The organism is Streptomyces sp. NPDC048420 (genome assembly GCF_040651535.1).
Lineage (GTDB): Bacteria > Actinomycetota > Actinomycetes > Streptomycetales > Streptomycetaceae > Streptomyces.
The window spans coordinates 387,683-403,904 of record NZ_JBEZKG010000002.1; the positions used below are offsets into that span (position 1 = coordinate 387,683).

The following is a 16,222-nucleotide window of genomic DNA, read 5'->3' on the forward strand; positions in this document are numbered from 1 at the left end:
GGACCGGGACCGGCTTCGGGCGTCGGTGAAGGAGGCGGCGCGGAGATTGATCGCCAGGTAGGAGGGCGTCTCGGCACGGCCTTCAGGGGCGCGGAGCCGTATCGACGTGCCTAGTTCGTCCCGATCCTGGCCAGCAGATCCACGATCCGAGACTGAACGTCCGCACTGGTCGACCGCTCCGCGAGGAACAACACCGTCTCCCCGGACGCCAGCCGAGGCAGATCCGCCTGGTCCACAGCCGCCGTATAGACGACCAACGGCGTCCGGTTGAGCTGTCCGTTCGCCCGCAGCCAGTCCACGATCCCGGCCCGCCGCTTGTGCACCTGCATCAGGTCCATGACCACGAGGTTGGGCCTGAGCTGCCCGGCCAACGTCACCGCGTCCGCGTCGCTCGCCGCGCGGGCGACCTGCATCCCCCGCCGCTCCAGCGTCGCCGTCAGCGCCAGCGCGATCTCCGCGTGCTCCTCGATGAGCAGCACACGCGGCGGGTGCTGCTCGCTGTCCCGCGGCGCCAGCGCCTTCAGCAGCACGGCCGGGTCGGCGCCGTACGCCGCCTCCCGCGAGGCCTGCCCGAGCCCGGCGGTCACCATGATCGGCACCTCGGAGGCCACCGCCGCCTGCCGCAGCGACTGGAGCGCGGTCCGCGTGATCGGCCCGGTCAGCGGGTCCACGAACAGCGCGGCCGGGAACGCCGCGATCTGCGCGTCGACCTCCTCACGCGACTGCACGATGACGGGCCGGTACCCACGGTCACTGAGCGCCTGCTGAGTGGTCACGTCCGGCGCGGGCCACACCAGCAGCCGCCGCGGGTTGTCGAGCGGCTCCGGGGGCAGCTCGTCGTCCATCGGCTGCGGCCGCGGGGTGTCCGGGATCTCGACGGCCCCACCGGGACCGTCCAGCGGTTCGGGCCCCTCGGCGGCGTTCTCGTCCGGCGCCCCTATGGCGTACGACCGTCCGGCCGCCTCGGTGGCGTGCGTGAGCCGCGACTGCCCGGCCAACGACGGCTGGGGCTGCGGTGCCTGCGCCGGTACGGCCTGCTCGGCCACCGGATGCGGCCGCGCCGTCTGCTCCGGAGCCGCGGCGGCCACCGGTTCGGGCCGGGTGCCGAGCTTGCGCCGCCGCCCCGAACCGCTCGACTGATGCGGGGGAGGCGTGGCCGCCCCCGGCTGCTGCACCTGGGCCGCCTGCCGGGTGAACGGGACTCCCTGACCGAGCGTCCGCACACTGATCGCCCGCCCCTGCGTCGAGTTCGGGTCAACGGGCGCGGAGGGAGCGACGGGCGCGGCCGGCGTACCGGCGGCCTCGGCGGGCAGCGGCTGCGCGGCCCGGGCCTGCGCCGCCGTCTCCGCGCCCAGGGGGAAGGCGGCCTGCCCGGCTTCGGGACCCTGCGCGGGCTGGGCAGCGGGCTGGTTCGGGGGTACGGCGGTGGCGGCGCCGTTCGCCGGTACGGGCGTGTCGGCGCCGGGCGTGCCCTGGGCGGTGGGCCACGGCTGGGGTGCCTCGGCGGGCAGGGGTCCGCCGGGGGCCGGAACGGCCTGGGCGGGGGCCAGTCCGGCCTGGGCCGGGACGCCGGGGTGCCCGGGGACCTGCTGGGCGGGCACGGGCTGTCCAGGTACAGGCTGTCCGGGCACCGGTTGTCCAGGCACCGGTTGTCCGGGTACCGGCTGTCCCTGGGCGGCCGCGTGGACGGGCGAGGCCGGGGCGGGCACGTTCTGCGGGACCAGACCGGCCTGTCCGGTCGCGTTCTGCACGGGGACACCCGGGAAGTGGCCCGGCGGCACCGCCGCGGGGACCTGCTGGGCAGGGGCCGTAGGGACTGCCGTCGGAACGGGTTGGCCCGATGCGGGCGTACCGGCGGCCTCCGCCGGCTGGGCCACGGCCCGGCGACGGCGGCCCGTCGGCGCGTTGGTGGGGTGCGGCTGCGGCGGGGTGTGGTCGTCGGCCTGGTCGTGCGGGACGGCGTCGTGCCGACCCTCGTCGCCGTGACCGTCGGCGGGGACGGGCTGACCGGGGACGGGAACCGGGACGGCCTGGCCGGGAATCTGGGCGAGTCCGTTGGCCGCGGCGGGGGCGGAAGCCGGAGCCTGCGCCTGGCCCGGAACCTGCGCCTGCCCAGGGACCGGAAGCTGACCCGGCGTCTGCGTCAGCTGACCGGGGACTTGTGCCTGGACCTGGCCCGGAACCTGGCCCGGGATCTGCCCCGGAACCGGAACCGACCCCTGTACCTGAGCCGACCCCTGTACCTGAGCCGGCCCCTGTACCTGAGTCGGCCCCTGTACCTGAGCCAGTCCCTGCGCCTGCGCTGCCTGCACCTGAGTCGGCCCCTGTACCTGAGCCAGTCCCTGCGCCTGCGCTGCCTGCACCTGCGCGGCACCCGCCGCGTCCGGGCCGTCGGCCGGACGGTCCGCCTCGGCGGGCGGGAGGGCGAACACCGAGCGGGGGGCCGCCTCCTGCGCTGCGGCCCGCTCCGACGCGGCGGCGAGGGCACGCCGTCGGCGTCCGTCCTGCTGCGGTGTGCCGGCACCGGACGAACCCTGTCCGGCCACCTGGATCTGACCCTGCCCCGACTGGGCGGAGCCGCCCGCGGGCAACGCCGCAGGCAGCGCGTGCTGCTCTCCGCCGTCGTGCCGGGCCTGGCGCCCCGCGGGCATGGGCACGCCCTGCGGCGGCACGGTCCCGCCGAGACCGCTGCCCACGGCGGCGGACCCCGCGGCATGCTCGGCGGCCGTCATGACCGCACCCTCGGAGACGCCGGACTCCACGGAATCCGCCGACTCGGTGAACTCACCGGCCTCGGCGCCTTCGGCGGACCGCCCGCGCCGCCGCCCGGTGCCGCCGGAACCGTCCCCGTCATCGCCTGAGGCCTGAGCCGGCACGGCCACGGCCTGTTGTTCCTGCTCGGCCGCCGCCCGACGCCTGCGCCGCCCGGTGGGCGCCGCGGAGTCGTCGTTCTCGGCCGGGACATCGCCGTCCAGGAAGGAGTCGGTGGAGGACCGCCGGGCCCGCCGCCGCCCACCGCCCTCGGCGGGAGCGGCCGCCACGGGAGCGGCCTCCAGCGCGGCCGGACCGGGCGCCGCGACGGCCCCCGCCCCACCGCCGATGGGCACTTCGAGGACGTACGCGCTGCCGCTCATGCCCGGCACCTCGTGCGTCTGCAGCACACCGCCGTGGGCGCGCACGATCCCGCGCACGATCGGCTCGTGCACCGGGTCTCCCCCGGCGTACGGCCCGCGCACCTCGATGCGTACGCTCTCGCCGCGCAGCGCGGCCGCCACCACGACCGTGTTGTCCATGTAACCGCCCGCGGACACGGGTGAGTTCCCGGTCGCGTCGACCCCTGCGACGTCCGCGACGAGATGCGCGAGCGCGGTCGCGAGGCGCTGGGCGTCGACCTCGGCCTCGATGGGCGGCGCGTGCACGGCGAACTGGACGCGGCCGGGCCCGATGAGCTCGACCGCGCCGTCCACACCGGCGGCGACGACGGCGTCGAGCATCACCTTCGTACGGCCGATGCTGTCGGTGCCGGCGTCGAGGAGCTGGTAGCCGAGGACGTTGTCGATGAGGTTGGTGATGCGGGAGTAGCCCGCCGAGAGGTGGTGCAGGACCTGGTTGGCCTCGGGCCACAGCTGCCCGGCGTCGTCGGCGGCGAGCGCGGACAGCTCACGGCGCAGTTCGTCCAGGGGGCCGCGCAGCGAGCGCCCGAGCAGCGTCAGCAGTTGGTCATGCCGACCGGCGAGGGCCTCGTAACGGTCCTTCTCACGCTCCCCGAGGGCGGCGTACCGCTCCTCGCCGGCGGCGAGCTCCTCGTCGTGCTGCTCCTGGAGCTCCTCCAGCTCGGCGATGTGCTTCTGGCGCAGCGCGGTCAGCTCGGAGGCGTGCTCCTCCTCGAGCCGCTCCAGCTCCTCCGCGTGGGCCTTCTCGGCGGCGGACTTCTCGTCGGCGAGGGAGTCGTAGGGCCGCCGGTCGGTGAAGGTGAGCACCGCGCCGACGAGCTGGTCACCGTCGCGCACGGGCGCCGTGGTCAGGTCGACCGGGACCTTCTCGCCTTTCTTGGACCACAGCACCTGTCCGCGCACCCGGTGCTTGCGCCCGGAGCGCAGGGTGTCGGCGAGCGGGGACTCCTCGTACGCGAACGGGGTGCCGTCGGCGCGGGAGTGCAGGATGAGGTCGTGCAGCTCGCGGCCGCCGAGGTCACTGGCCCGGTAACCCAGTATCTGGGCGGCGGCCGGGTTGACGAGCACGATCCGCCCGTCGGTGTCGGTACCGACGACCCCCTCGGACGCGGCCCGCAGGATCATCTCGGTCTGCCGCTGCGAACGGGCCAGCTCGGCCTCGGTGTCGACGGTCCCGGTCAGGTCCCGTACGACGAGCATGAGCAGCTCGTCGCCGCTGTAGCCGTAACCGTCGTAGGCCTGCTGGCCGTTCTCCAGGTTCGCGCTGGTGACCTCGACGGGGAACTCGGTGCCGTCGGTCCTGCGCGCCACCATCCGGGTCGGCTTGGTGCGCCCGCGCGGGTCCATGTGGTCGGGCCGTCGCATGGAGCCCGGGATGAGCCGCGAGTCGAACTCGGGCAGCAGATCGAGGAGCCCCCGCCCCACCAGAGCCGTCCCCGGCGCCTCGAACGCCTCCAGCGCGATGGTGTTGGCGTTGACGACGGTTCCATTGGCGTTGACCAGCACCAACGCGTCGGGAAGCGCGTCGAGAATGGCTGCGAGGCGAGCAGCGCCTCGGGATGGCCTGCTGCTCACGAGACGCTTCCTCCCTGTTACCGCACCTTGCCGACCGTTCGGCCATCTTGCCAAGGGGCCCGCGACGTGTCACGCGAGGGAGTCTAAGCGCAGCGGTTGTGCGGGGGAGCCGGATGAGAGGGAGGTCGCACGACGAAGTGAAGTAGAACGTGTGACCGCATCTCGGGGGCCTCAGGTGTCCATGCCGGGCAGGAGCGGCACGAACCGGTCCCAGCGCGCGGTCTCGCACCCGTTGCTGCGGTCGAACCGGGCGTCCACGGGGCGCCCGGCCCACGTCCCCGTGACATGGGCGGTGGCGGGACCGCCGTAGAGCATCGTGCAGATGCTGCCCTCGGGGACGGGGGCGAAGGTGTCGCGCCCCCACCGGGTGTTCCGGTCCAGGGTGGCGCAGGCACCGCCGGGATCTGGATGGTTGCCGCGCGTGGGATGACAGTCGACCTCGAAGGTCCCGTCCGCACCACCTCCGGCGCCCCGGACGGTGACGGTGAGGTGGTCGCCGTCGGCCGGGTGCGCGGAGGCGGGGGCCGGTGCGAGCGCGGCGAGGAACAGGGGGAGCGGGCTCAACCGTGCGAGCCGGCGGAACCGGATGACGTGTGACATGCCCTGACTAACGCCGGACGGCGCCGTACGTTGCGCGGAAGCACTTTGCCCTGCCCCCCGCCCGCCTAGTACCGTGGGAGCCGATTGGTGGCGCGACCTTCGGCTGTGTCATCATCTGCACGCACCACTCGCGCTCGCGCGGGCGGCTGTGCGGGAGGCGTCGCCTAGTCCGGTCTATGGCGCCGCACTGCTAATGCGGTTTGGGACTTCAATCCCATCGAGGGTTCAAATCCCTCCGCCTCCGCGCAAGATCACCGAAGCCCCGGTCCACTGGACCGGGGCTTCGTCGTTCCTGAGCGCTCTCGGACCCGTTTCCGCAGCTCACAAGGGCTACGGCAAACGGATTTCACATGCGACCGGCAGTCATGTAATGTTCTTCCTGTCGCCGCGAGCGGCCCGGAAGGGCAAGGACCGGCGGGAAAACAAAACAAGCACTCGTAGCTTAACGGATAGAGCATCTGACTACGGATCAGAAGGTTGCAGGTTCGAATCCTGCCGAGTGCACATAGATCAAAGGCCCCTTGGGATCATCCCAAGGGGCCTTTGACGTCAGTGGCACATGCGCGTAGATGTCCAGAGTCAAGGCGATGACCTCGTCGAGGTGGTCCAGGGCGACCGCAAGTCGTCGACCTTGGCCTGGATGCCGTCCCACTCGGCGCGCAGCATGGCTCGGTGCCCGGCGTCCCAGTACGGAAGGAGTTCCGTGATCCTTCGGCTGGTCAAGGGCGACGGCATCCTGCCGGTGGAGGCGCTGGCCGGAGGGGCTGCGCTCCGCGACGAGCAGCCCAGCCCCTGCTGCTCGTAGTGGCGCACGGCGCGTACCGAGACGTCGGCACCCCGCGCCACCTCGCCGATGCGGATCAGCCGCTCGGCCACGGCAGCACTTGCCTCTGACGCTGACGTCAGGTTTTAGCGTGCTGGGCATGGACATCAACGACTCAGTTGCCCTTGTCACCGGAGCCAACCGCGGCCTGGGCCGCGCCTTCGCCCAGAGGCTGCTCGAACGGGGCGCCCGCAAGGTCTACGCGACGGCTCGCCGACCCGAGAGCGTGGACCTGCCCGGGGTCGAGGTGCTGCCCCTCGACATCGCCGATCCCGCATCCGTGAGGGCCGCCGCCGAGGCCGCCCCGGACGTCTCGCTGCTCATCAACAACGCGGGAATCAGTACGGGGACCGACCTGGTGACCGGTTCGCTGGACGCGGTGCGGCACGAGCTGGAGACCAACATGTTCGGCCACCTGGGAATGATCCGGGAGTTCGCGCCGGCGCTCGCCAGGAACGGCGGGGGCGCGATCGTCAACGTCCTCTCCGCCATGTCATGGTTCGGGGGCAGGGGCGCCAATGCCTACCACCTGACCAAGGCCGCCGCCTGGGCCATGACCAACGGCGTCCGCCTGGAACTCGCCGAGCAGGGCACGCTCGTGACAGCGGTGCACCTCGGCCTGGCCGACACCGACATGGCCGCGGGCTGGCCCGTGGCCAAGCTCGCGCCGTCGGATCTGGCCGACGCGGCGCTCGACGGTGTCGAGGCGGGCTCCGCCGAGGTCCTCGCCGACCAGTGGAGTCGGGACGTCAAGTCCCGGCTGCCGCTGACGCCGGAGGAATTCAACGCCGCGATGGACCGCGCGCTGGCGGCGTTGACGGCGGCATGAGGGGCCCCTTGGGCCACACTGACTTCGGTCGCGGTACGTGACGTGATGTCTGTATTGCCCTCCCCGCTGACCGGCTGGCTCGTCGACCGGTACGGCCGTACGCCGATAGCCGCAGCTTGCGGCCGTACTCTCCTCGTCGCCGGAATCACCGCCGCCGCGGCGCCTGCCGCGGCTGGGCTGGAACCTGGGCCTCGTCTCCGGCACCGGCGATGATTTCTATGGGGTTCAGAGCTCGGAGACGACGCGTCGTAGTGTGCCCGGCGCGATGCGCAGCATGGCGGGCATGACTTTCGTCTGACCGGGGAAAGCCATGTTCCGCCGCCGCCGAAGAGCTTTCATCGTGACCGCCGCCACCTGTGCGGGAGTCAGTTTCTTCCCCGTGGCTTCGGCATTCATGGGCGTGTCCGTGGACGGTGGGAGGACCTCGAGGACATGGGTGCCCTGCGGGGCGAGTTGACGGCGCAAACCGTCCGCGAAGCCGTGCAGGCCGGCCTTCACCGCGCCGTGGGTAGGCGCGCGAGTGGGCGAGACCAGAGCGAACCCCGAGGTGATGAAGACGATCGCGTCGGGTTCTGGCCATCGCTCGAGCACTTCACCCGTCAAGTGGATGGGTGCGGTGAGGTTCAACGCCACCTCGTCATCGAGAGTCGCGTTGGGGTTCTTGGCGGCGGCATAGTCTCGTTCCTCGAACGTACCGGCGTTGTTGACCAACACGTCCAAACGCCCGAAGCGATCAGCGACTGCTTGCAACAGCGCGGCCCGATCAGCTGCGTCCGTCACATCGGCCCGCACGGCCAGCGCCTGCGGGTGTGCCTGCGCGAATCGGTCAAGCGCGGCCTGCGAACGCCCGCAGACGACGACTGATGCCCCGAGCTCCACGAAGGATTGCGCGAGGCTCAAGCCGATGCCTGAGGTCCCGCCAGTGATGAGTACGGTCTGTGACACGATGTCACCTCTCCGTATAGCGTACCGATTGGTACGAAACACGTTACCACATCCGTACCGATCGGTACCGAAGGGGTAGGATGAAGAAATGAGCTCGACGACACCGGTCCCTCCTGGCAGGCCCCGCGCGTTCGACATCGACGAGGCACTCGATCGTGCAGTCCTGGTGTTCTGGTCAAAGGGTTTCGAGGGCGCCAGCCTTGACGACCTCACGGAAGCGATGGGTATCAGCCGCCCCAGCCTGTACAGGGCGTTCGGCAGCAAAGAAGACCTCTTCTACAAGGCGCTGGAGCGGTACACCGAGGGCTTGACCGCCTACTTCGCTCGAGCCCTGGCAGAGCCCACCAGTCAAGCCGTGGCTACTGCCGTGCTCCACGGGACGGTCGAGGCGGCAACCATGCCGGGATTCCCCACGGGCTGTCTTGGCGTGCAGGGTGCGTTGGCCACCGGGGATGACAGCCGCCCAGTCCGAGACGCACTCATCGCATGGCGTGAGGACGGGATAGCCCACCTGACGCGCCGGTTTCAACAGGCGGTGGACGCCGGTGACCTTCCGCCTTCCGCAGATCCTCATCTTCTTGCGCTCTACCTGAGAACAGTCGCCAATGGGATCGCCGTCCAGGCCACGAGTGGGAGTTCCCGCCCTGAGCTGCTGCAAGTCGCGGACCTCGCGTTGGGTAGCTGGCCAAAGCTGTAGTCAGCCAGTCAGCCCGGGATCTGCGCACGTACTTCGACTTTCTGTGGTTCGCGCGAGGCCAGCGTTGACTGGCGCGCGCGTCCATGGATGACCGGGCGGCGTACGGGTGGCCGTCGTCGCGACGAGCGTGGACCTCGTCTGTAGGACACGAGCCGGGACCGGGAGGTGTCCACGGTCAACGGGCTCACGGAACCGCCGCGACGGGTGGAGGAACTGCGGGTGCGTCACCTGGAGCGGTATCTGATGTCGACGCGGCAGACGTGCGGGGAGAAGTCAGCAGCGGCACCGTTCTTCCACTGCCCACCCGCAGCACGCCCGCGCCGTCCTGAATCCGACACCGCCCCCGGAGGCGTCCGGCGTGCGAAGGGACGCTGGGCGTGGCGCGCAGCCAACTACCGATGATCAACTGTTCATCAAGCCGTGCGTGCCGGCGGCATCCCGGCTCCCGCCCTTGTCGCGTCGGTACCCCAGCTGGCCAGCAGTCGTAGTGCCTCCGCCGACGGGGAACCGGGTTCGGCGTGGTACGTCACCAGCATCCGTTCGTGGGCGTCGGCCTGGCGGAACGACTCGACGCGGAGGTCGAGTTCGCCGACGAGCGGGTGGTGCAGGCGCTGGACGCCGTGGCACTTCTCCTTGACGTCGTGGGTGGCCCACAGTCGCCGGAACTCCTGGCTCTTCACGGAGAGTTCGCCCACCAGCGCGGACAGCCGGGGGTCGCCTGGATGGGAGCCGGCGTCCAGGCGCAGCTGAGCGACGACGTCGTTCGCTTTGTCCTCCCAGTCCACGAACAGGTCGCTGTACTCGGGCCTGAGGAACACCAGCCGCGCCCAGTTCCGCTCGTGCTCGGGCAGCTCGGCCCAGTCGCCGAAGACCGCCGCGGCCATCCGGTTCCAGGCGAGGATGTCCCCCCGCCGTCCCACAAGGGTCGCCGGGACGCCGTCCATGGTGTCCAGCAGAGTCCGCAGGGGGCCCCGCACCTGCTGGGCGCGGCCGGCCGGCTTCTTCTTCTGTCTCGGCTTCGCCAGGTGCGTGAGGTGGGCGTGCTCGGCATCGCTCAGCCGCAGCGCGCGGGCGATGGCGTCGAGGACCTCCGCCGACACGTGCTGCCCGTTGCCCTGCTCCAGGCGCGTGTAGTACCCCACCGACACCCCGGCCAGCTGTGCCAGCTCCTCGCGGCGCAGCCCCGGCACCCGCCGGTGCCGCCCGAAGTCCGGCAGTCCCACGTCCTCCGGCTTCAGCCGGGCCCGCCGGGTGCGCAGGAACTCGCTGAGATCGGCACGCGGGTCCAGAGCGCCGTCGGCGGGCTCGTGCACCGGTTCGGGGTATTCGTCCATGCCTCGAGTATCCCCGGTCGGACGCACACCAGCCTGCCCCAGTCAGTGGTAGGCACAGCGGATGTACACAAAGCCGTGACCTGGGTGGATACCGGATCGTCCAGCACGCTGGCCACTGTGCCCGGCTGGATGGCAGCCGGGGCGTGGCTTGCATCAGGAACGGAGTACATCCCATGACCGCAACACAGGGGACCGAGTCGAGGACCCGCCAGAGCGAGACGGCGGCGGAGGTGGTCGGCCGCCTTCGTAAGACGTTCAACACCGGCGTCACCCGCCCACTGGACTGGCGCGTCGACCAGCTGCGGCGGCTGCGGGCCCTGCTGGTGGAGAACGAGCAGGAGCTGATCGAAGCGCTCTGGGCGGATCTGAGGAAGAACCCCGCCGAGGCGAAGACGCAGGAGATCGACTTCACCGTCGCCGACATCGACGAGGCGCTGGCGAATCTCGAGAGCTGGCTTCAGCCCCGCCCGGTGGAGGTTCCCGCCCACTTCGGTCCCACGACCACGGCCTACACCACGTACGACCCGCTCGGGGTCGTCCTGGTGATCGCCCCGTGGAATTTCCCGCTGCACCTTCTCATCGACCCCATCATCGGCGCACTGGCCGCCGGGAACACCGTGGTGGCCAAGCCGAGCGAGATCTCGGTGCACACCTCGGCGGTCGCGTCACGCCTCCTGCGCGAGTACTTCGACCCTGACGTGCTCTCGGTGGTCGAGGGGGGCGCCGAGGAGACCACGGCCCTTCTGGCAGAGCGTTTCGACCACATCTTCTACACCGGCAATGGCACGGTCGGCCGGGTCGTCATGGCCGCGGCCGCCAAGCACCTCACCCCCGTCACGCTCGAACTCGGGGGCAAGTCGCCGGTCTTCGTGGCACCTGACGCGGACGTTGACGAGACCGCGAAGCGGCTGGTCGGCGCCAAGTTCGGCAACGCGGGGCAGCAGTGCATAGCCCCCGACTACGTTCTGGCCGATCCTGCCACCGCTGCCGCACTGGTTCCCGCCCTCCGCGCGGCGGTCGAAGCTCAGTTCGGCACCGCTCCGCAGACCGCGGCCGACTTCGGCCGGATCATCAACGAGCGGCATTTCGACCGGCTCACTCGTCTGCTGGATTCCGGCCGGGCGGCGGTGGGAGGCCAGCACGACCGTGACGACCTGTTCATCGCACCGACCGTGCTCACCGATGTCGACCCCGCATCGCCGGCCATGCAGGAGGAGATCTTCGGTCCGATCATCGCCGTCGTGGAAGTCGAAGACCTCGATGCCGCCATCGCCTTCATCAACGAACGTGACAAGCCCCTCGCGCTCTACGCCTTCACCGAGTCCGAGGCCATCAAGTCGCGCCTGGTGAACGAGACGTCCTCCGGCGGCGTCGCCTGGGGCCAGCCGGTGATGCAGCTGCTCATGACCGGCCTGCCCTTCGGTGGCGTCGGCGAAAGCGGCATGGGCCGCTACCACGGCCGGTACTCCCTGGAGACGTTCAGCCACCTCAAGGGTGTCGCGGATGTCCCGCTCAGCTAGCCCTAGCCTCGCGCTTTCGTGAAGCAGGCTGTCCGATGGGCGAGCCTCTTCGCGGGGGCGCGTCGAGGGAGTCGGTCGCGGCGCGGGGTGCAGACACCGATCCGTACCGGCTCCGGCGGCGGCACCCATGACTTCGTCACCTGGCCGGCTGCTGATCGTGCGCAAGGAGTGAACACCCGCACTCCGGCGGGCGGTTGCGCTTGACCGGCGTCGACGCCGACACCGACGCCGACACCGACGGCATGCGGCTCTCACCGCGTTCGCCGCCAACATCACCCCCACCCCGATCGCGGTCCTGGAACCGCGTCACCGTCAGCGGGCCCACGCCTGCCCGAGGACCGCATCCGCGCCTCCGCCAGGACAGCGTGGACCCCCTGCGTCGCAGACCTTCATCCCGTTCCCCTCCGTATTACAGAAAGAAAGAAACCCATGTCTGCCAACACTTCAGAATTTTCGCCCGTTCCGTCGCTTTTCTCCCCCGTCTCTCTCGGGAAGATCGAGCTCGCCAACCGCGTCGTCATGGCACCGATGACCCGGGTCCGGGCCGGCTCCTCAGGCATCCCCGGGGACCTGATGGTCGAGTACTACCGGCAGCGGGCGAGCGTCGGGCTGATCATCGCCGAGGGCACCTACCCCGACCACGCGTCGCAGGGGTATGTCGGTGAGCCGGGCATCGCCACCGACGAGCAGGCGGCCGGCTGGCAGCGGGTGTTCGAGGCGGTGCACGCCGACGGCGGCCGCATCGTCCTGCAGATCATGCACGCCGGCCGCGGCACCCACCCCGACATCAACGGCGGCCGCCGCGTCCTCGCTCCCAGTGCGATCGCCAGGACCGGCGAGACGTTCACCGAGAAGGGCGAGCAGCCCTACCCCGTACCGGAAGCGATGACCACCGCAGAGGTCCGTGCAGCCCTGGAGGACTTCGTCGCCGCGGCCCGCCGGGCCATCGAGGCGGGAGCGGACGGCGTGGAAATCCACGGCGCCAACGGCTACCTGCTCCACCAGTTCCTCTCCCCGGCGGCCAACCAGCGCACCGACGGATACGGCGGCTCGCCGCAGAACCGCGCCCGCTTCGTCGTCGAGGTCGTCACGGCGGTCGCCCAGGCCGTCGGTGCCGAGCGGGTCGGGCTGCGGATCTCGCCGGAGGTCGACTTCGGGGACGTCTTCGAGACCGACCGGGACGACGTCCTGGCCACCTACGGCACCCTGCTCGACCAACTGCGCCCGCTGGGCCTGGCCTACCTGTCCGTCCTGCACGCCGAGCCGGGCGGCGACCTGGTACAGGAGCTGCGCCGGCGCTTCGCCGGCAAGCTGATCGTCAACACCGGCCCCCTCGGCGGGGGGCAGACCACCCGCGAGCAGGCGCTCCAGCAGATCGAGGCCGGCCACGCCGACGCCGTGGCCGTGGGCCGGGCCCTCATCGCCAACCCCGACCTGGTCGAGCGCTGGCACGGCGGCCACCCCGAGAACGAGCCGCGGCCGGAACTGTTCTACGGGCTGGACGCCGAGGGCTACACCGACTACCCCTTCCTCGAAGCGGCTTGAAAGCCCCCTGCGGTCACACCGGCGATCACCGGCCCGAGGACTCTAGGGTCCTTCAGGGCGGTCGCGGTCCGCAGGTTCCTGGTCAGCAGCCTGCGTTCGGTGACCTCGTCGAGCACATCGCTCTCGTGCGTGGCCACCGCGGCGGCCCTTCGGCCACGGCTGACGCCTATGACAGGGCGGACCCGCAAGTTGCCCGGGCACCCCCGGTCGGGGCCAGGACCATGGTGTGCGACAGCCACCAGGACGTGATGAGGAAGTTCTCCAGCGCGGGCAGCGGCGGCCGGCCGATCCCCGCCGCGGCGACGTCCAGCGCGGTATGCACCGCTGTGGCGTCGATCAGCCCGTGCCCCACCAGCGTGCTCGCGTCGATCAGCTCGTGCAGCTCCTGGTGGTGGGCGCGCAGACCCGCGTGCCTATGCGGACACGGTCTCCTGCACGAGATCGCCGGGGCTGGAGTCCAGACTCCTGCTCGCGTATCTGATGCCGGCCGTCACCGGGATCATGTGGATCATGTTCCTGGTGATCGTGTAAGGACATCGGACGAAGGCCCCGGAGCCGGTGCTCCGGGGCCTCTTGCGGTCTGCGCGTCGGGGTGGTGTGCCGTCATGCGGCCGTTGCCAGGCTGTGGAAGGCCTGGGTGGTGCGTGGGTGGGCGATCTCGTCGAGCAGGTGGCGCCAGTCGGGGTCGGGAGTGGTGGGGTGGGCCAGGTCCCAGGCGGTGAGGAGGGGAGTCAGCTCGCTCTCGGGGGTGTGGGGGGTGAACTCGGTCGAGGGAGACGGCAGCTGGCTCATGGGAGTTCCTTCCGGAGAGGGCCTGGGACGGGGTTCCGATGGGTTCTACGATCCCGCTGACCCCGTGACGGCGACATGTGGCCGGCCGCCCAATCCAGGGTGGGGCCAGCTGTACCTCCAGGGGGACGCCAGCCCTCCCACGGTCGCTGTCGTACCCGTCTGCCGGGATCCTGGCGGACGGATTCTCGTGCACTGGCGGCCCGTGAACTCGTCGAGGTAGTGGTCGCGGAAGCGGACGGAGTCCCTCGCGCCCGGTTCGGCTGCGATGGGCAGAATCCGCTCGCCCGCACTCTCGCCACCACGTGCCAACCGTCTCGAGGGTCCAGTGGTCGTCGCCTTCCCAGCCGCATCCGCTGTACGACGCCATCGCCGCCATCGACGCCGCCGAGACCACGTCACCCGTCTCCGAAAGCCCGACAGCACCGAGTCGATGGCGGCGCCGTAGAAGGGGTTAGGGGCGCGTTGCGTCAGTTGCCTGCGCCCCGACGCCGCTGAAGGTCCCGGCCGTCGAGTTCGAGGGGGCGACCCGGCGGGGCTCACTCCCCCCGGACATACGCAGTCGCGGCCTCGGTCAGCAGGCCGTGCCCACCGCCGCCCGGGACAGCACCGGGCGGGGCAGGGGCGTGGTCCGGGCCGCCGGGCGCCCCGGCTTGCGGGTGCCGGCGAAGACGAACAGGCGCAGGACCAGGAAGCGGCCGATGCCGGCCAGGGCGGAGGCGCTGAGGTAGACGACCTGTTCCGTGACCATGCTCGGCGAGGACTGGACGGTGTGCAGGAGGAACATCGCGGCGCAGGTGACGGCGTACGCGGCGATCGCCGAGCCGGAGGACTGGAAGTGTTCGCGCAGGCCCGGGCGGCGGCCGGTGCCGAAGGTGAACAGGGCGTGGAGTTCGGTGCACAGGAGCGTCGAGGCCGCCGTGATCACCGCGTTCGCGACCGCCCACGGCATCGTCATCGCGACCAGCGGAACCGCGAAGCTGGAGAGGATGCCGATGCCGCCGCCGCAGACGACGAAGCGGACGAAGGAGGCGATCGGGCCGGGGGCGGCGGAGGGGGAAGCCGGAGCGGACGGGGACTGGGTCCTGTCGGCCGTCTGCGTCTCCATGGTGGTTTCCTCCGGCTCGGCGCGGCTTCTCTGCCTGATCCGGGTGGATCAGGGTGAGATCAACGATGCCGTCGCGCGCTCGCCGGAACGATGGAGTGCCCTCCCGAACTCATGGTGGGGCTGGCTCTACCCTCCGGGGTGGGGAGGCCCCCTTAAGCCCCTTACCTGCCCTCCCCTTACCTGCCCTCCGCGTCCTTCGCCCGCAGCTCCTCGATGTACTCCAGCGCGAGGTTCGTCGTACGGCTGAACCAGTCGTGGAGTACGGCGATCTCGTCGGCGGAGTACTCCGCGAAGACGGCGTCGAGGCGGTCGTAGTACGGCTGGTAGAGGGCGACGACCTTGGCCACGGCGTCGGGGCGGGCGGCGACCCGGACGCGGCGGCGGTCGGTGGGGTCGGGGACGCGGGTGACGTACCCGCCGCGTTCGAGGCGGTTGAGGATGCCGGTGACCGCGCCGGTCGTGACGTGGGCGTGTTCGGCGAGGTCGCCCGCGGTGAGGAGGTTCTCGCCGGCCTTCAGGACGCAGGCGAAGCTCAGCAGGTCGGTGACGTTCAGACCCAGCCGCTGGGCCATCTCCTGCTGGCCGAGGTGGGCGGTGGCGATGAAGAAGTCCATCGCCTCCAGCGCCTGGGCCGGAGTGGCGGTGGGGCGGGGTTCGGCGTGCATCGGAATCCTGATTCTCTTAGATGGTGAGAGATTTCTTCGCTAAACTTCTTAGGAAGTGAGGGATCGGGTCGAGGAGGATCTGTGAGTGCACATCAGTATGACGAGGGGCACACGGTCGCGGGGTGGACCGGTGTCGCCATCGCCACCGTCGGGACGTCCGTGCTGGGAGTGGGGGTGTGCATGGTGTCGACCGCGCTGATCGCTGTCGGCCTCGCGACAACCCTGGTCAGCGCCCTCGTCACCTGGGCCCTGCACCTGTCCGGCTGGGGCAAGCCGCCGGGGCGCCGGCCGCGCGAGCAGTGGGGGATGCGCGTACGGGACACGAGCGCGCGGGACGGGCATCCCGGGTGTGTGGGGTGCCGGATGGCGGGGCGGGGAGGCTCGCGCGTCACGGCGGTCGAGCCGAGGGGTGGGGCGGCCGGGCAGGCGGAACCCGTCCCCGCGGAGTCGGCCGGGTGACTTCCGTCGGCCCCGCCGTCGTGGGGGGAGGGACGGGACGATGTCGGGTGGGTTGGTCTTCCGCCTCCGTTCCCTCATGGAGCGCGGTCGCCGGACCGGTGCCGGGCTGGTGTCGGGCCGGCCCTCCGCTCTCGCGCGACCGGCGTTGTCAGTGCTGCCC

Annotated in this window: 14 protein-coding genes and 2 tRNA genes; 7 read left to right on the plus strand and 9 right to left on the minus strand. The window is 71.0% G+C overall.

The window, feature by feature from the left end; translation table 11 throughout:
- Positions 1-110: 110 nt before the first annotated feature.
- Both AB0D34_RS04490 and AB0D34_RS04495 read right to left on the minus strand, forming a co-directional pair.
- The gene (locus tag AB0D34_RS04490; protein WP_362656271.1) at positions 111-4,748 is read right to left on the minus strand and encodes a PAS domain-containing protein; all 4,638 of its coding nucleotides are present in this window, start codon (positions 4,746-4,748) and stop codon (positions 111-113) included.
- A gap of 171 nt (positions 4,749-4,919) precedes the next feature.
- Complete coding sequence (locus tag AB0D34_RS04495; RefSeq protein WP_362656274.1) at positions 4,920-5,348, minus strand: SSI family serine proteinase inhibitor; 429 nt, start codon at positions 5,346-5,348, stop codon at positions 4,920-4,922.
- Between the two features lie 153 nt (positions 5,349-5,501).
- Here AB0D34_RS04495 and AB0D34_RS04500 point away from each other — a divergent pair.
- A tRNA-Ser gene (locus AB0D34_RS04500) sits at positions 5,502-5,592 on the plus strand.
- Between the two features lie 187 nt (positions 5,593-5,779).
- Positions 5,780-5,852: transfer RNA gene (locus AB0D34_RS04505), tRNA-Arg, on the plus strand.
- Positions 5,853-5,927: 75 nt separating this feature from the next.
- Here the strand turns inward: AB0D34_RS04505 and AB0D34_RS04510 are convergent.
- Positions 5,928-6,224 carry a MerR family DNA-binding transcriptional regulator gene (locus AB0D34_RS04510; RefSeq protein WP_362656277.1) on the minus strand — a complete coding sequence of 99 codons (297 nt, stop codon included), beginning with the start codon at positions 6,222-6,224 and terminating at the stop codon, positions 5,928-5,930.
- A gap of 47 nt (positions 6,225-6,271) precedes the next feature.
- Here AB0D34_RS04510 and AB0D34_RS04515 point away from each other — a divergent pair, with 47 nt between their 5' ends.
- Positions 6,272-7,000 (plus strand): SDR family oxidoreductase, encoded by a 729-nt coding sequence (locus AB0D34_RS04515; protein ID WP_362656280.1) that lies wholly within the window; start codon positions 6,272-6,274, stop codon positions 6,998-7,000.
- 225 nt (positions 7,001-7,225) lie between these two features.
- Here AB0D34_RS04515 and AB0D34_RS04520 read toward each other — a convergent pair whose 3' ends face one another.
- Positions 7,226-7,945, minus strand: a complete 720-nt coding sequence (locus AB0D34_RS04520) for an SDR family NAD(P)-dependent oxidoreductase (protein WP_362656283.1) — start codon at positions 7,943-7,945, stop codon at positions 7,226-7,228.
- Between the two features lie 88 nt (positions 7,946-8,033).
- Between AB0D34_RS04520 and AB0D34_RS04525 the strand changes: the two genes are divergently transcribed.
- Entirely contained in the window at positions 8,034-8,642 is a 609-nt protein-coding gene (locus AB0D34_RS04525; RefSeq protein ID WP_362656286.1) for a TetR/AcrR family transcriptional regulator, read from the plus strand.
- A gap of 413 nt (positions 8,643-9,055) precedes the next feature.
- On the opposite strand, the gene AB0D34_RS04530 is transcribed toward AB0D34_RS04525, so the two are convergent.
- Positions 9,056-9,976 carry a helix-turn-helix transcriptional regulator gene (locus AB0D34_RS04530; protein ID WP_362656289.1) on the minus strand — a complete coding sequence of 307 codons (921 nt, stop codon included), beginning with the start codon at positions 9,974-9,976 and terminating at the stop codon, positions 9,056-9,058.
- A gap of 173 nt (positions 9,977-10,149) precedes the next feature.
- On the opposite strand from AB0D34_RS04530, the gene AB0D34_RS04535 reads away from it, so the two are divergent.
- Together AB0D34_RS04535 and AB0D34_RS04540 are read left to right on the plus strand one after the other, a co-directional pair.
- Positions 10,150-11,496: an aldehyde dehydrogenase family protein gene (locus AB0D34_RS04535; protein WP_362656292.1), complete on the plus strand. Its 1,347-nt coding sequence runs from the start codon at positions 10,150-10,152 to the stop codon at positions 11,494-11,496.
- 429 nt (positions 11,497-11,925) lie between these two features.
- Entirely contained in the window at positions 11,926-13,041 is a 1,116-nt protein-coding gene (locus AB0D34_RS04540; RefSeq protein ID WP_362656294.1) for an alkene reductase, read from the plus strand.
- A gap of 166 nt (positions 13,042-13,207) precedes the next feature.
- On the opposite strand, the gene AB0D34_RS04545 is transcribed toward AB0D34_RS04540, so the two are convergent.
- From AB0D34_RS04545 to AB0D34_RS04560, 4 genes are all read right to left on the minus strand, one after another.
- Positions 13,208-13,393 (minus strand): hypothetical protein, encoded by a 186-nt coding sequence (locus AB0D34_RS04545; RefSeq protein ID WP_362656297.1) that lies wholly within the window; start codon positions 13,391-13,393, stop codon positions 13,208-13,210.
- Between the two features lie 251 nt (positions 13,394-13,644).
- Positions 13,645-13,833 (minus strand): hypothetical protein, encoded by a 189-nt coding sequence (locus AB0D34_RS04550; protein ID WP_362656300.1) that lies wholly within the window; start codon positions 13,831-13,833, stop codon positions 13,645-13,647.
- 571 nt (positions 13,834-14,404) lie between these two features.
- On the minus strand, positions 14,405-14,938 hold the full coding sequence (locus AB0D34_RS04555; RefSeq protein ID WP_362656303.1) for a GtrA family protein: 534 nt from the start codon (positions 14,936-14,938) through the stop codon (positions 14,405-14,407).
- Between the two features lie 176 nt (positions 14,939-15,114).
- Entirely contained in the window at positions 15,115-15,603 is a 489-nt protein-coding gene (locus tag AB0D34_RS04560) for a MarR family transcriptional regulator (RefSeq protein WP_362656306.1), read from the minus strand.
- A gap of 81 nt (positions 15,604-15,684) precedes the next feature.
- Here AB0D34_RS04560 and AB0D34_RS04565 point away from each other — a divergent pair, with 81 nt between their 5' ends.
- On the plus strand, positions 15,685-16,062 hold the full coding sequence (locus tag AB0D34_RS04565) for an HGxxPAAW family protein (protein ID WP_362656309.1): 378 nt from the start codon (positions 15,685-15,687) through the stop codon (positions 16,060-16,062).
- Positions 16,063-16,222: the final 160 nt, after the last annotated feature.

Excerpts from the sequence above, each read along its gene's own strand:
- AB0D34_RS04495 (WP_362656274.1), bottom strand. The coding sequence starts at position 5,348 with ATGTCACACGTCATCCGGTTCCGCCGGCTCGCACGGTTGAGCCCGCTC.
- AB0D34_RS04515 (WP_362656280.1), top strand. The coding sequence starts at position 6,272 with ATGGACATCAACGACTCAGTTGCCCTTGTCACCGGAGCCAACCGCGGC.
- AB0D34_RS04525 (WP_362656286.1), top strand. The coding sequence starts at position 8,034 with ATGAGCTCGACGACACCGGTCCCTCCTGGCAGGCCCCGCGCGTTCGAC.
- AB0D34_RS04530 (WP_362656289.1), bottom strand. The coding sequence starts at position 9,976 with ATGGACGAATACCCCGAACCGGTGCACGAGCCCGCCGACGGCGCTCTG.
- AB0D34_RS04535 (WP_362656292.1), top strand. The coding sequence starts at position 10,150 with ATGACCGCAACACAGGGGACCGAGTCGAGGACCCGCCAGAGCGAGACG.
- AB0D34_RS04540 (WP_362656294.1), top strand. The coding sequence starts at position 11,926 with ATGTCTGCCAACACTTCAGAATTTTCGCCCGTTCCGTCGCTTTTCTCC.
- AB0D34_RS04550 (WP_362656300.1), bottom strand. The coding sequence starts at position 13,833 with ATGAGCCAGCTGCCGTCTCCCTCGACCGAGTTCACCCCCCACACCCCC.
- AB0D34_RS04555 (WP_362656303.1), bottom strand. The coding sequence starts at position 14,938 with ATGGAGACGCAGACGGCCGACAGGACCCAGTCCCCGTCCGCTCCGGCT.
- AB0D34_RS04560 (WP_362656306.1), bottom strand. The coding sequence starts at position 15,603 with ATGCACGCCGAACCCCGCCCCACCGCCACTCCGGCCCAGGCGCTGGAG.